Annotated in this window: 12 protein-coding genes; 6 read left to right on the top strand and 6 right to left on the bottom strand. The window is 70.8% G+C overall.

The window, feature by feature from the left end:
• The first annotated feature begins 212 nt into the window (after positions 1-212).
• From OG568_RS36000 to OG568_RS35980, 5 genes are all read left to right on the top strand, one after another.
• A complete protein-coding gene (locus OG568_RS36000) occupies positions 213-1,556 on the top strand; it encodes a DUF2252 domain-containing protein (RefSeq protein ID WP_266414909.1) in 1,344 nt (447 codons plus the stop codon).
• Between the two features lie 109 nt (positions 1,557-1,665).
• Positions 1,666-2,349, top strand: coding sequence for a hypothetical protein (locus tag OG568_RS35995; protein WP_329534561.1), 684 nt, complete (start codon positions 1,666-1,668; stop codon positions 2,347-2,349).
• Positions 2,350-2,442: 93 nt separating this feature from the next.
• Positions 2,443-3,294: a thioredoxin domain-containing protein gene (locus OG568_RS35990; protein WP_329534560.1), complete on the top strand. Its 852-nt coding sequence runs from the start codon at positions 2,443-2,445 to the stop codon at positions 3,292-3,294.
• 296 nt (positions 3,295-3,590) lie between these two features.
• Positions 3,591-4,481, top strand: coding sequence for an NAD(P)H-binding protein (locus tag OG568_RS35985; protein WP_329534559.1), 891 nt, complete (start codon positions 3,591-3,593; stop codon positions 4,479-4,481).
• Positions 4,482-4,640: 159 nt separating this feature from the next.
• Entirely contained in the window at positions 4,641-6,308 is a 1,668-nt protein-coding gene (locus OG568_RS35980) for an alkaline phosphatase D family protein (protein ID WP_329534558.1), read from the top strand.
• Positions 6,309-6,354: 46 nt separating this feature from the next.
• On the opposite strand, the gene OG568_RS35975 is transcribed toward OG568_RS35980, so the two are convergent.
• Positions 6,355-6,924, bottom strand: coding sequence for a dienelactone hydrolase family protein (locus OG568_RS35975; protein ID WP_266582036.1), 570 nt, complete (start codon positions 6,922-6,924; stop codon positions 6,355-6,357).
• Between the two features lie 99 nt (positions 6,925-7,023).
• Here OG568_RS35975 and OG568_RS35970 point away from each other — a divergent pair, with 99 nt between their 5' ends.
• Positions 7,024-8,175: a mechanosensitive ion channel family protein gene (locus OG568_RS35970; RefSeq protein WP_329534557.1), complete on the top strand. Its 1,152-nt coding sequence runs from the start codon at positions 7,024-7,026 to the stop codon at positions 8,173-8,175.
• A 208-nt stretch (positions 8,176-8,383) separates the two neighbouring features.
• Here the strand turns inward: OG568_RS35970 and OG568_RS35965 are convergent, their stop codons facing one another.
• From OG568_RS35965 to OG568_RS35945, 5 genes are all read right to left on the bottom strand, one after another.
• Entirely contained in the window at positions 8,384-9,970 is a 1,587-nt protein-coding gene (locus OG568_RS35965; RefSeq protein ID WP_266582040.1) for a Na+/H+ antiporter, read from the bottom strand.
• A 108-nt stretch (positions 9,971-10,078) separates the two neighbouring features.
• Positions 10,079-10,567 carry a GNAT family N-acetyltransferase gene (locus tag OG568_RS35960; protein WP_329534556.1) on the bottom strand — a complete coding sequence of 163 codons (489 nt, stop codon included), beginning with the start codon at positions 10,565-10,567 and terminating at the stop codon, positions 10,079-10,081.
• Positions 10,564-11,508 carry an RluA family pseudouridine synthase gene (locus tag OG568_RS35955; protein ID WP_266414887.1) on the bottom strand — a complete coding sequence of 315 codons (945 nt, stop codon included), beginning with the start codon at positions 11,506-11,508 and terminating at the stop codon, positions 10,564-10,566. Before OG568_RS35955 ends, OG568_RS35960 begins: the two co-directional genes overlap by 4 nt.
• Positions 11,509-11,628: 120 nt before the next feature.
• A complete protein-coding gene (gene lspA, locus OG568_RS35950; protein WP_329534555.1) occupies positions 11,629-12,219 on the bottom strand; it encodes a signal peptidase II in 591 nt (196 codons plus the stop codon).
• 92 nt (positions 12,220-12,311) lie between these two features.
• Positions 12,312-13,325 (bottom strand): TraR/DksA family transcriptional regulator, encoded by a 1,014-nt coding sequence (locus OG568_RS35945; RefSeq protein WP_329534554.1) that lies wholly within the window; start codon positions 13,323-13,325, stop codon positions 12,312-12,314.
• Positions 13,326-13,342 lie beyond the last annotated feature (17 nt).

Raw genomic sequence — 13,342 nt, 5'->3', positions numbered from 1 at the left:
GGCTGCGGACAGTCTGGGGGGACAGCGTCGAAGTCTATGACGCTGGACTGACACTCCGCGGCGGACGACCCGTACCTTCGTGCGGGGCGTACCGGCGCGCGGGCACTCCCGCGTACCTTCGTCCGTTGGGACAGGACGGAAGCAACCGTCCCGGCGGACGGACACGTCCTTCCCTCATGTCACGCACCACCTGCACCAGGAGGCACCCAGCGATGTCGGTCCCGCAGCTCAGCGCCGAGCAACGCGGCGAGCAGATCCTCGCCGTCTTCGACACCGCCTTCGGCGAGCTCCTGGCCGCCGACCCGGCCGCGTTCCGCGTGAAGTTCCGCAAGATGGCGGCCTCCGCCTTCGCGTTCTACCGGGGCACGGCGGGCCTCTTCTACCACGACCTCACCGCGGACATCGGGTTCGGGTCGAAGCGCGGCGGACCGTATCTGGACGAGCGCACCTCGCGCGTCTGGATCCACGGCGACCTGCACGCCGAGAACTTCGGCACGTACATGGACGCCAACGGCCGCCTGATCTTCAACGTGAACGACTTCGACGAGGCGTACGTCGGCCCCTTCACCTGGGACCTCAAGCGCTTCGCCGCCTCCGTGGCCCTCGTCGGGTACGCGAAGGCGCTCAGCGACGACCAGATCACCGAGCTGGTCAAGGTGTACGCGGCCGCCTACCGCGAGCGCATCCACGCCCTGGCCACCGGCGCCAAGAGCGACGAGGTGCCGCCCTTCACGCTGGACACCGCCGAGGGTCCGCTCCTGGACGCGCTGCGTGACGCCCGCTCGCTGACCCGCTTCGGGCTGCTCGACTCGATGACCGAGATCCGTGACTTCGAGCGCCGCTTCGCGCCCGGCGGCGGCTCCATCGAGCTCGACGCGGCCACCCGCTACAAGGTGCTCGCGGCCTTCGACGGCTACCTGGAGACGCTCCCGGAGTCCTCCCTGACCCGCCCGGACTCCTACCGGGTGAAGGACGTCGTCGGCCGCCGCGGCATCGGCATCGGCTCGGCCGGTCTGCCCTCGTACAACATCCTTCTGGAGGGCAACAGCGACGCCCTGGAGAACGATGTGGTGATCTACATCAAGCAGGCCCAGACCCCGGCCGTCTCCCGGCACATCACGGACCCCTCGATCCGCGAGTACTTCCAGCACGAGGGCCACCGCACGGTGATCTCCCAGCGCGCCCTGCAGGCACACGCCGACCCGTGGCTGGGCTGGACCGAGCTGGACGGCGCGGGCCAGCTCGTCGCCGAGGTCTCGCCGTACGCGGTGGACCTGGACTGGGGCGACATCGACGACCCGGAGGAGATCGCCTCGGTCGTCGCCGACCTCGGCCGGGCCACGGCCACCATGCACGCCGCGGCCGACGACGAGAGCGGCCACTCGGAGCTGGTCCCGTTCTCCACCGAGCGGGCCATCGACGCGGCGATCGCCGCCGACGAGGACGGCTTCGCGGGCCTCCTGGTGGACTTCGCGCACAGCTACGGCGCACGCGCACGTGCCGATCACCAGATCTTCGTCGACCTGTTCCGCAACGGCCGGATCCCGGGCCTGTAGGCACCCCTGATGGCTGGGCAGCCCTGACGACGGACTCACAACGCTCCCGTAACGCATAGGAACCCTTTAGGGGGCCCTTACGGGAGCCCGTGGGACACTCGGCTCCGCTATGGACATATCCGGGACCCAGCTCAGAGCCGTGCGCGCGGCACTGTTCACGGCTGTCGTCGTGACGCTCTCCACCGCGTCGCACGTGCTGCTGTCCCGGGTCGCCCTGCCGCTGGGCACGGTGGCGGCGGTCGCCGCCACCGTCTTCGTCCTCGCGTACGCGCTGGCGGGCCGCGAACGCGGCTTCGGCCGGATCGCCGCCCTGCTCATCCCGCTGGAGCTGGCCGCGGACACCGTGTTCACCACGGGCCAGCACGTCTGTTACGGCAGGGCGGGCGGCCCCGTCGCGGGTCCGCTGCGCTCGGTCGGCTTCGACGTGCTGTGCGGCGGCAGCGTGGGCACCCCGCTGGCCCGCGTCACCGGCGGCAGCGGCGACCGCGCCGCGGCCCTGCTCGCTCATGCCGACCCGGCCGCCGCCTGGCTGCTGCTCGCCGCCCATGTCACCGTCGGGCTGCTCGCGGCCGCCTGGCTGCGCCGCGGTGAGCGCGCCCTGGACCAGTTGCTGCGCGCGGTGGCCGCGGCCACCTTCCGCCCCCTGCTGATCGCGGTCGCCGCGGTGACCGTACGGCTCGCCCCGGTGCGCCGGCTGCCGCGCCCCGCACGCCGGAGCACCGGCGCCCGCAACCGCCTGTTCGTGCACTCCCTGGGACGGCGTGGACCGCCGCTCTCGGCCGCTTTCGCCTGAGCCATCGCTTCCGCGCGACAGCCCCTGAGCACCAGCAGTCCCCCTACGTATCCCGCGTACGACGTATGCGCGTCCCCCATGGAGATCACCAACATGAGCAAGCGAAACAGCCTGGCGGCGAAGTCGGCGGCCCGAGAGAAGCTGCGCCTCGAACGCGAGCGCCAGGCCAAGCGCGACAAGGTCAAGCGCCAGGCCGTCGTGGCCGGCTCCCTCGTCGCCGTCCTCGCGATAGCCGGCGGCATCGGCTACGCGGTCGTGCAGAACAACAAGCCGAGCTACTGGGAGTCCGCCGCCAAGGACGCCAAGATCGTCGCACCGGCCAACACCACCGGCACGAACGGCACGACCGTCGTGCTCGGCAAGAGCACCGCGACGAAGACCCTCAAGCTGTACGAGGACCCGCGCTGCCCGATCTGCGCCCAGTTCGAGCAGACCGTCGGCTCCACCGTCAAGACGGACCTCGACAGCGGCAAGTTCAAGATCCAGTACATCGGCGGTACGTTCCTCGACGGCGACTCCGACAAGAACGGGAAGATCACGATCGGCTCCCGCGGCGAAGGCTCCAAGAACGCGATGAGCGCTCTGGGCGCCGCGCTGAATGTGAGCCCGGAAGCCTTCCTGGAGTACAAGACCGCCCTCTACTCGTCGAAGTACCACCCCGACGAGACGGTCGACAAGTTCAAGAGCGACGACTACCTGATCAAGGTCGCGAACACGGTCGGCACCCTGAAGAACAACACGAAGTTCCAGAACGCCGTCAAGAACGGCACGTACGACGCCTGGGCGCTGGCCATGTCGGAGACGTTCAACACGAACAAGGACGGCGTCAACGGCACGCCGAGCCTGGTGATGGACGGCAAGAAGCTCACCGGCTCCGACAGCCAGAGCGCGCCCATGACGGTCGCCGACTTCAACACGGCGATCAGCACGGCGCTCAAGGCCTAGTAACGCATCGGTTCTAGAGACGCTTCCCGAAGCGCAGCCCGTCGGCCGGCACCCGTCACAGGGGCCGGCCGGCGGGCTTTTTCCGCGCCGCCGAGAACTCCTGCGCGACCGGGCACGTACGTGTTCGCGAGGCCGGGCGCGCCGCAGGGTCACGCCCTTGCGGTTGCCGCAACCGACGGTCCGGATGAGGCTGGACTCGGACAGGACCGTGAAGTGGTGGGTCATGGTGGACGTGCCGGCCGGGCCTCGGAAGCAGGGGTTCCGCGATCGGCCGCGACGCCGGACGGAGGGAACCCATGGCCGAGGGAAACCACGCCACGGTGGCGGTCACGGGGGTGACCGGGGCGCTGGGCAGCCGGATCGCGGCCCGGCTCGCCGACCGTGGCGTCCCCCAGCTCCTCGTCGGACGCGACCCCGACCGCATACCCGAACTGCCGGGCGCCCAGCGGCGCGGTCCGGCCGCCTACGGCGACGCCCCGGCCATGCGCAGGGCGCTCAAGGGCGCGTCGACCCTCGTCCTGGTCTCCGGACACCGCACGGGGCACCGGCTGGAGGAACACGCCACCGCCGTCGAGGCCGCGATCGCGGTCGGCGTGGACCGGGTCCTTTATGTGTCCCTCGTCGGCGCTTCGCCCGTCGCCACCTACCTCAACGCCCGCGACCAGTGGGAGACCGAACAGTTCCTGGCGGGGGCCGGGGTCCGCCACACGGTGCTCCGGGCGGGCTTCTACACGTCGACGCCGGCCGCCCTCGCCGACGAGGAGTTCGTCGTGAGCGGCCCCGCGAGCACCGGCCGGGCCGCCTTCGTCACCCACGAGGACATCACCGACGTGATCACGGCCGTCGCCCTCGACGAGGGTCCCCGCTCCGAGCACGACGGCGCGATCCTCGAGATCACCGGGCCCGAGGCGCTGACCCTCGACGAAGCGGTCACCCGGATCGCCGCGGCCACCGGCCGGCCCTACCGCTTCGAAACCGAGACCTTCGAGGAAGCCTTCGCGCGGCGATTCCGGCTGGGCATGAGCGGGGAGCAGATCGAGACCTGGATCTCGTGGTTCCAGGCGATCGAGAAGGGCGAGGTCTCCGTGGTCACCGACGTCGTCCCCCGGCTCACCGGCTCACCGGCGACCCCGATCTCGGACGCGGCCTGGTGGCCCGAGCCGAAGACGGCGCGCGGTACCCGCTGAGGACCCCTTCCACATCCGTGATCGTTACGCGGATCCGGTTGCGGCGCTAGGGACCGCTTTCCGGCCGGTCCGGCAGCGACTCGAACGAGCCGTGAAGGGCGGGCGAACATTTCCCGGTTCGCCCGCCCGTCGCTGTACTGATCGGTAACCTGATCGCTCGTGACCAGTCGTCTCAGATCATCCGACTCCTCGGGCGCCGTCAACTCCCGCGCCCCGCGCCGCCGTACGGTCGTCAAGGCCGCGGCCGCCACCGCCGTCCTCGCCGCCCCGCTCGCGGCGTCGCTTCCGGCCCGCGCCGCCGAGGCGCCCACCTTCCTGCACGGCGTCGCCTCCGGCGACCCGCTGCCGGACGGCATCCTGCTGTGGACCCGGGTGACGCCCACCTCCGCGGCGATACCCGGCTCCGGCGTCGGCCCGGACACCGAGGTCAGCTGGACCGTCGCCAAGGACAAGGCGTTCACCTCGATCGTCGCCAAGGGCTCCCTCACCGCGACGGCCACCTCCGACCACACCGTGAAGGCGGACATCCGCGGCCTGGAACCGGCCACCGACTACTGGTTCCGCTTCTCCGCGGGCGGCACCGACTCGCCCGTCGCGCGCACCCGCACCGCCCCGGCCGCCGACGCCGCCGTGACGGGCCTGCGCTTCGGCGTGGTCACCTGCGCCAACTGGGAGGCCGGCTACTTCTCCTCGTACCGCCACCTCGCCGCGCGCGGCGACCTGGACGCCTGGCTGCACCTGGGCGACTACATCTACGAGTACAAGTCCGGCGAGTACGCGGCGCGCGGCACGGTCGTCCGGCCGCACTCCCCCGCGAACGAGATCATCACCCTCGCCGACTACCGCACCCGGCACGGCCGTTACAAGACCGACCCGGACCTCCAGGCCCTGCACCACAAGGCGCCGGTCGTGGCGATCTGGGACGACCACGAGTTCGCCGACAACGCCTGGTCGGGCGGCGCGGTCAACCACACCGAGGGTGCCGAGGGCACCTGGACGGCACGTCAGGCCGCCGCGAAGCAGGCCTACTTCGAGTGGATGCCGGTGCGCCCGGCGGTCGAGGGCACCACCTACCGCCGACTGCGCTTCGGCAAGCTCGCCGACCTCTCCCTCCTCGACCTTCGGTCCTTCCGCTCCCAGCAGGCGTCCACGGGCAGCGGCACGGTCGACGACCCGGACCGTACGATCACGGGCCGGGCCCAACTCGACTGGCTGAAGGCCGGACTGAAGGCGTCCGACACCACCTGGCGGCTGGTCGGCAACTCGGTGATGATCGCGCCCTTCGCGATCGGCTCGCTCTCCGCCGACCTGCTGAAGCCGCTCGCCAAGCTGCTCGGCCTGCCGCAGGACGGCATCGCCCTCAACACCGACCAGTGGGACGGCTACACGGACGACCGCCGCGAACTGCTGGCGCACCTGCGCTCCAACGCCATCCGCAACACGGTCTTCCTGACCGGCGACATCCACATGTCGTGGGCCAACGACGTGCCCATGGACGCCGGTACCTACCCGCTGTCCGCGTCCGCCGCCACGGAGTTCGTCATCACCTCGATGACCTCCGACAACCTCGACGACATCGTCAAGGTCCCCGAGGGCACCGTGTCCGCGATCGCCTCGCCGATCATCCGCGCCGCGAACCGGCACGTCCACTGGGTCGACACCGACCGCCACGGCTACGGCGTCCTGGACATCACCGCCGACCGCGCGCAGATGGACTACTACGTGATCTCCGACCGCACCAGCCCGAACGCCACGTCGTCCTGGGCCCGTTCCTACCGCACGCCCAGCGGCACACAGAAGGTGGAGCGGACGTACGACCCGGTGTGACACCCGTAGCGGCGCCGGACGGGCCCTACGGGCTGCCGGTCGGGGCCTACAGGCTGTCGAGGAAGCCGAGCGCCACCTTCCAGGTGGCCTCGGCCGCCTCCGCGTCGTAGTCGGGCAGGTCGGGGTCGGTGTAGAGGTGCCCGGCTCCGGCGTACCGGTAGATCTCCACGTCCGCCCCCGCCCGCTGCATCTGCAGATACCAGGCACTCAGCCAGTCGTCCGTCTCGAACGCGTCGGGCTCGGCGACGTGCAGCTGGACCGGCAGTTCATCCACCGACGCACTCTCGGCGATGTCCGACGTGCCGTGCAGGAGCAGCAGCCCACGGGCCTTCTCGTCGCCGAGCGCCAGGGTCTGCGCGATGGAGGCGCCGAGCGAGAACCCCGCGTACACCAGGCCACGCTCGGAATAGGGAGCGGCGGCCAGAACGGCGCGTCTGAGCAACTCCTCCTTGCCGATCCCGTCGTTGAAGGCCATGCCCTCCTCCACGGTCTCGAAGGTGCGTCCCTCGAAGAGGTCCGGCGTCCACACCTCGTGCCCCGCGGCACGCAGCCGGTCGGCCGCCGCGCGCACCGCGGGCCGCAGCCCGTAGGTCGAGTGAAAGAGCATGATGTTCATGCGCTCCATGGTGCCAGCCAGGACTGACAACGCCGGATCGAGTCCCAGAGACCCGGGCGACATGTTCAGGGCGGCCCCTGGCCGGTTACGGTCTCAGGCATGGAGAACGTACTGCGTCCCCTGATCGTCGTCGGTGGCTCGGTCGTGCTCACGCTGCTCATCGGGTGGGCCGTGGACCGCGTACTGCGCAAGGCCGACGCCCGGCACCAGGAAGACTCCCTGTGGGGCCTGCTGCGTCGCGCACGGGTCCCCTTCCAGCTCGTGCTGTTCGCCGCCCTGCTGCGCGGCTCGTACGACCAGGCCAAGCTGCTCGTGGAACACCGGGTCGGCGTCGGCCGCACCCTGACCCTGATCCTCATCGGGTCCGCCGCGTGGCTCGTGATCCGCATCGCGACAGCGATCGTCGAGACCTCCTACACCCGCTACGCCAACGCCCACCGCGACCCGGCGCGGGTCCGCCGGGTGCGCACACAAGTGACGCTGATCCAACGGGTGGTGTCCGCGATCGTCACCGTGGTGGCCGTCGCCTCGATGCTGCTCACCTTCCCCGCGATGCGCGCGGCCGGTGCCTCGCTGCTGGCCTCGGCCGGCATCCTCGGCATCGTCGCCGGTGTCGCCGCCCAGTCCACCCTGGCGAATCTCTTCGCCGGGCTGCAGATCGCCTTCGGCGACATGGTGCGCCTCGGTGACACGGTCGTGGTGGACGGCGAGTGGGGCACCGTCGAAGAAATCACACTGACGTTCCTGACGGTACGCACGTGGGACGAACGCCGGATCACGATGCCGGTGTCGTACTTCACTTCCAAGCCCTTCGAGAACTGGTCCCGCGGCACCCCCCAGATGACCGGCATCGTCTTCTTCCACCTCGACCACTCGGCGCCGGTGGAGGCGATGCGCGAGCAGCTCCGCGACATCCTGCGGGAGTGCCCGGCCTGGGACGGCCGCGACTACGGCCTCGCCGTCACCGACTCCACGCCCAACACCATGCAGGTGCGCGCCCTGGTCACCGCGAAGGACGCTGACGACATCTGGACGGTACGGGTCACGGTGCGCGAGCGCATGATCCGCTGGCTGACCGACGTACACCCCTACGCCCTCCCCCGCGTCAACACGGCCGAGGCGATCCTGCCCCTGGGCCGGCCCGACGGCCACCCCCGCCGCCCGGCCCACGACGACACCGACGCCGCGGTGACCGCCCCGACAACCCCCCACACCCCCGACCCCCCACGAACGGGCCCAGGCCGAGGCTGATCCCCTCCAGCCCCCCACCACCCACCACCCGCAGGCCGCAGGCCGCAGGCCGCAGGCCGCAGGCCGCAGGCCGCGCAGCGTATCCGCCTGCCTCTCCCCGCAGTCGCCGACGGCGAGTCACCCCCACAGGCGACGGTCACTTGTCAGCGGGGTGGAAACGGGCGGTGCGCGGGCGGGAGAACAGGCCCGGCCCAGGCCCAGTGCAACGTCACCGCAAGCTGCGAACGTCCAGGTGCCTCAACACCCGGTCCACGATCTCCGGATCCGCCCCCGGCTCACTCCGCGCCGACAACACCTCGTGCCGCGCCGCACTCAACATCTCCCCCTGAATCCGCCGCATCCGCTTGATCCGCCGAACCCGCTGCTCATGCGCCTCCCTCCGCTCCTCGTCCCCCAGATCCGGACTGATCCGCGTCCCGATGTCGAAGGCCCGCCGCAGCAGCTGCTCGGAGACCTCCTCCGGCAGCTCCTCCACCTCCTCGATCTCCTTGAGCCTCCGCTTCGCCGCCTTCGCGGCCCGCACCGCCAGCTCCTTCTCGAACGCCTTCTCGACATCCTCATCGGCCCGCACCCCGAGCCTGCGCACCAGCCACGGCAGGGTGAGCCCTTGGAGCACCAGCGTCGCCATGATCACCCCGAACGCGATGAAGACGATCTCGTCCCGGTCGGGAAACGGCGACCCGTCGTCCATCCTCAGCGGAATGGCCAGCGCGAGGGCCACGGACGCGACCCCGCGCATCCCCGACCACCACATGATCACGGTCTCCCGCCACGAGGTCGGGATCTCCTCGTCGTAGTCCCGCTTCGCGTGCAGCCGCTTCGTCAGCCACGTCGCCGGCAACAGCCAGACCAGCCGTACGAGCACCACGACGGCGACGATCGCAGCGGCCCACCCCGACATCTCCGCCCACCGCCCCGACGCCGTCCTGATCGCGTTGTGCAGCTCGAGCCCGATCAGCCCGAACGCGACTCCGGTGACGAGCGTGTCCACCACGTCCCAGAACGTGTGGCCGGCGAGCCGCATCACGAAGTCGTCGGCGTCGGTGGCGTACTCCGCGAGGAACAGCGCGGTGGTGAGCACGGCGAGCACCCCGGACCCGTGCAGCTCCTCCGCCAGGACGTACGACGCGAAGGGCACCAGCAGCGTCATCCCGATCTGCAGCGTGGCGTCTCCGAGCAGCGACATCAGCTTGTTCGCCGCCCATCCCAGCGCCAGCCCGACGGCCACCGCGACCACGGCGGACAGCACGAGATCCAGCCCGGCCCGCCACGGCGAGAAGGTGCCACTCACCGCGGCGGCGATCGCGACGTGGTAGAGCACGATGGCCGTCACGTCGTTGAAGAGCCCCTCGCCCTCCAGGATCGACACCAGTCGACGCGGCAGCCCGAGTTGCCCCGCGACGGCGGTCGCGGCGACCGGGTCGGGCGGCGCCACCAGCGCGCCCAGGGCAACGGCGGCGGCGATCGGCAGCCCCGGCACGATGGCATTGGCGACGAAGGCCACGGCCGCCGTGGTGACGAACACCAGCGCCACGGCCAGCAGGAAGATCGGCCGTTTGTTGGCGGCGAACTGTCTCCACGAGGTGCGCCGCACCGAGGCGTACAGCAGCGGCGGCAGCAGCGCGGGCAGGATCAGGTCGGGCGGGATGTCCACGTTGGGCACGAAGTCCAGCACGGCCAGCACGATCCCGAGGAGCGTCATCAGCACGGGCGCCGGCAGCCCGAACCGGTCCCCCACCGGGACGCTCACCAAGGCCCCGAGCAGCAGCACGAACAACAGGGCCAACTGGTCCACGGTCAGCGCTCCGGCGAGGTCTAGGCGATCAAGGAAGAGCCACACCCCAAGCCTGCCACGCGCCTACGACAATGCCTTCCCGGCAACCCGCGTGCGATGAGCGCCGTCTCACAGAGCCTTGCGCATCGCCCGGTGGTCGATCCCTGCGTCGAGGAACTCCTCGCCGTACGCCACGTACCCGAGCCGCTCGTAGAACCCCAGCGCCTGCGTCTGCGCGTGCAGATCCACCGCGGCGAGCCCACGCGCGCGTCCCGCGTCCTCGATAGCCCGTACGAGGGCGCCGCCGACGCCGAGCCCGCGCGCCGCCTTCGTCACGGCGAGCCGCCCGAGCGAGCCGACCGTCAGGTCGCCGTCGGTCTTCGCGGCCGCCTCGGGGCCGTACAGGAGCCGCCCGGTGCCCAGCGGCACCCCGTCCTCGCGGATGGCCAGCACATGCAGGGCACCGGCGTCGTAGGCGTCGTACTCGATGTCCTCGGGGACGCCCTGTTCGCTGACGAAGACCTCCTTGCGCACCGCGAAGCACGCCTCGCGGTCCGCGGCGTCCTCGGCCACCCGCACCACGTAGGAGCCGCCCCGGCCCCCGTCCGAGCCGCTCACGCGTTGCTCTCCTCACGCACCTTGTCGAGCGCCTTCTGCAGGTCCTCGGGGTAGTGGCTCTCGAACTCCGCCCACTGCCCGTCCCCGGGGTGCTCGAAGCCGAGCCGCACCGCGTGCAGCCACTGCCGGGTCAGACCGAGCCGCTTGGCGATCGTCGGGTCCGCGCCGTAGGTCAGGTCGCCCACGCAGGGGTGCCGGTGGGCCGCCATGTGGACACGGATCTGATGGGTGCGGCCGGTCTCCAGCTTGATGTCGAGCAGGCTGGCCGCGCGGAACGCCTCGATCAGGTCGTAGTGCGTGACGGACGGCTTGCCCTCGGCCGTCACCGCCCACTTGTAGTCGTGGTTGGGGTGGCGGCCGATGGGCGCGTCGATGGTGCCGCTCATCGGGTCGGGGTGCCCCTGGACCAGCGCGTTGTACCGCTTGTCGACCGTGCGTTCCTTGAACTGCCGCTTCAGCGAGGTGTACGCGCGTTCCGACTTGGCCACGACCATCAGCCCGGAGGTACCGACGTCCAGCCGGTGCACGATGCCCTGCCGCTCGGCGGCACCCGAGGTCGAGATCCGGTATCCGGCCGCCGCGAGGCCGCCGATCACCGTCGGACCGCTCCAGCCGGGGCTCGGGTGGGCGGCCACGCCGACCGGCTTGATGATCACCACGATGTCGTCGTCGTCGTGCACGATCTCCATGCCCTCGACGGGCTCGGCGACGATCTGCACGGGAGCGGGAGCCTGCGGCATCTCCACTTCCAGCCAGGCGCCGCCGTGCACCCGCTCGGACTTGCCGACCACCGAGCCGTCGACCGTGACCTTCCCCGCCGCGGCAAGCTCGGCGGCCTTCGTGCGGGAGAAGCCGAACATGCGAGAGATGGCGGCGTCGACGCGCTCGCCCTCCAGGCCGTCGGGCACGGGCAGGTTACGGATCTCGGGAATCGTGCTCACCCGTCGAGTATGCCGGACGGGTCGGACACCGCCGGACCACCGCCCGAACAACAGTGCCCTTGGACCCGCTTTCCCGACGTCCGTCCGGACGTCCCCCGTACGACGATCCGTGCAGGCCGGTCAGTCCTTGTGGACCGTGCCGTCCGGGTCGAGCCCGCGGAAGGACAGCAGCACGATCAGGATGCCGCCGCAGACGATCGCCGAGTCGGCCAGATTGAAGACCGCGAAGTGCTTGGGCGCGATGAAGTCCACGACCGCGCCCTCGAAGATCCCGGGCGAGCGGAAGATCCGGTCGGTCAGGTTGCCCAGCGCACCGCCCAGCAGCAGACCGAGCGCGATCGCCCAGGGCAGGCTGTAGAGCTTGCGCGCGAGCCGCGCGATCACCACGATCACGGCCGCGGCGATCACCGTGAAGATGATCGTGAACGCCTCGCCGAAGCCGAAGGCCGCGCCCGCGTTGCGGATCGCCTCGAACCTCAGCCAGTCCCCGACGATCTGGATCGGCGCGTGGTGCTCCAGCTTCGCGACCACGATCAGCTTGCTGACCAGGTCGAGGGCGTACGCCAGGGCGGCGACCGTGAACAGGACGGCGATCCTGCGCTTGCCCCTGGGCCGCTCGGCCGCGGCCCCTTCCACGCCGGACTGCTCCGGCTCGGCGCCCCCCGCTTCTGGGGTGTCCGGCGTACCGATGATGCGTTCCGCCTCTGCCACGTGAGTGAGTCCCTCGACCTAGGTTCCTGACTGAGGACGAGGGTACGGCACACCCCCCGGCGCCCACATGCTCAGGAGTCCTCCCGCGCCGTTCAGGAGCGGCGTTCCTGCTTCTGCTTGCACTCGACGCACAGGGTGGCGCGCGGGAAGGCCTGCATCCGCGCCTTGCCGATGGGGTTGCCGCAGTTCTCGCAGAGCCCGTACGTGCCCGCGTCGAGCCGCTCCAGCGCACGCTCGGTCTGCTCCAGCATCTCGCGCGCGTTGGCCGCCAGGGCCATCTCGTGCTCGCGCGTGATGTTCTTCGTCCCGGTGTCCGCCTGATCGTCACCGGCGCCGTCACCGGAGTCGCGCATCAGTCCCGCGATCGACTCCTCGGACGACGAGATCTCGGTGCTCAGCCGCAGCGACTCGGACTGCAGTTCGGTGCGCGCCTCCGCGACCTCTTCCGGGGTCCAGGGGTCCTCACCGGGGCGCACCGCGAGCTCGCCGGGCTCCACCGCGGCGATCCGCGCCTTGGGGACCGCGGTGGGGTTCTGAGCCGCCGTGGCCGTGCCAGGAGTCTTCTTCGCAACCACCGTCGTGGCTCCCGTCGTCTTCGCGGCCTTGGCCGCGCCTTCGGCCGCGGAAGCGACCGTCTTCTTCGCCGTGCCGATGCTTTTCCTTGCCGTGCCGGCGCTCTTCTTGGCCGCGCTCTTCCCGTCGGCCCTCTTCGTCATGCCGCCCTTCGCCGTGTCGGTCCTCGTCGGGTCCGTCCCTTCCGGGACGGTCTCCACGCTCGTGGTCTTCTTCCCGACGGCCTTCTTGGCCACCGCTTTCCTGGCGGCCGTCTTCGTGGCGGCCACCTTTCCCGTGGCGGTCTTCGTGTCGGCCGTCTTCTTGGCTCCGGCGGCCTTGCCGGCAGCCGCTTTCCTGGTGGCCGCCGCCTTCTTGCCCGCGGCGGATTTCGTGGCCGTCTTGGTGGCCGTCTTCGTGACGGTCTTCACCGGCTTGGCCGTGTGCGCCACGGGTGCCCCCGACGCGCTCTTCTTCCCACCCACGTCCTTGGCCGCCGGACCCGTGGATCTGCTGGACGCCGACTGCTGTACGGCGGTCTTCTTCGCCACCATGGCCGCGGCCCCTTCAC

The organism is Streptomyces sp. NBC_01450, from assembly GCF_036227505.1.
GTDB lineage: Bacteria > Actinomycetota > Actinomycetes > Streptomycetales > Streptomycetaceae > Streptomyces.
The sequence above is the reverse complement of the archived record's forward strand: the minus strand, read 5'-3'. Positions and strand labels throughout refer to the sequence as shown.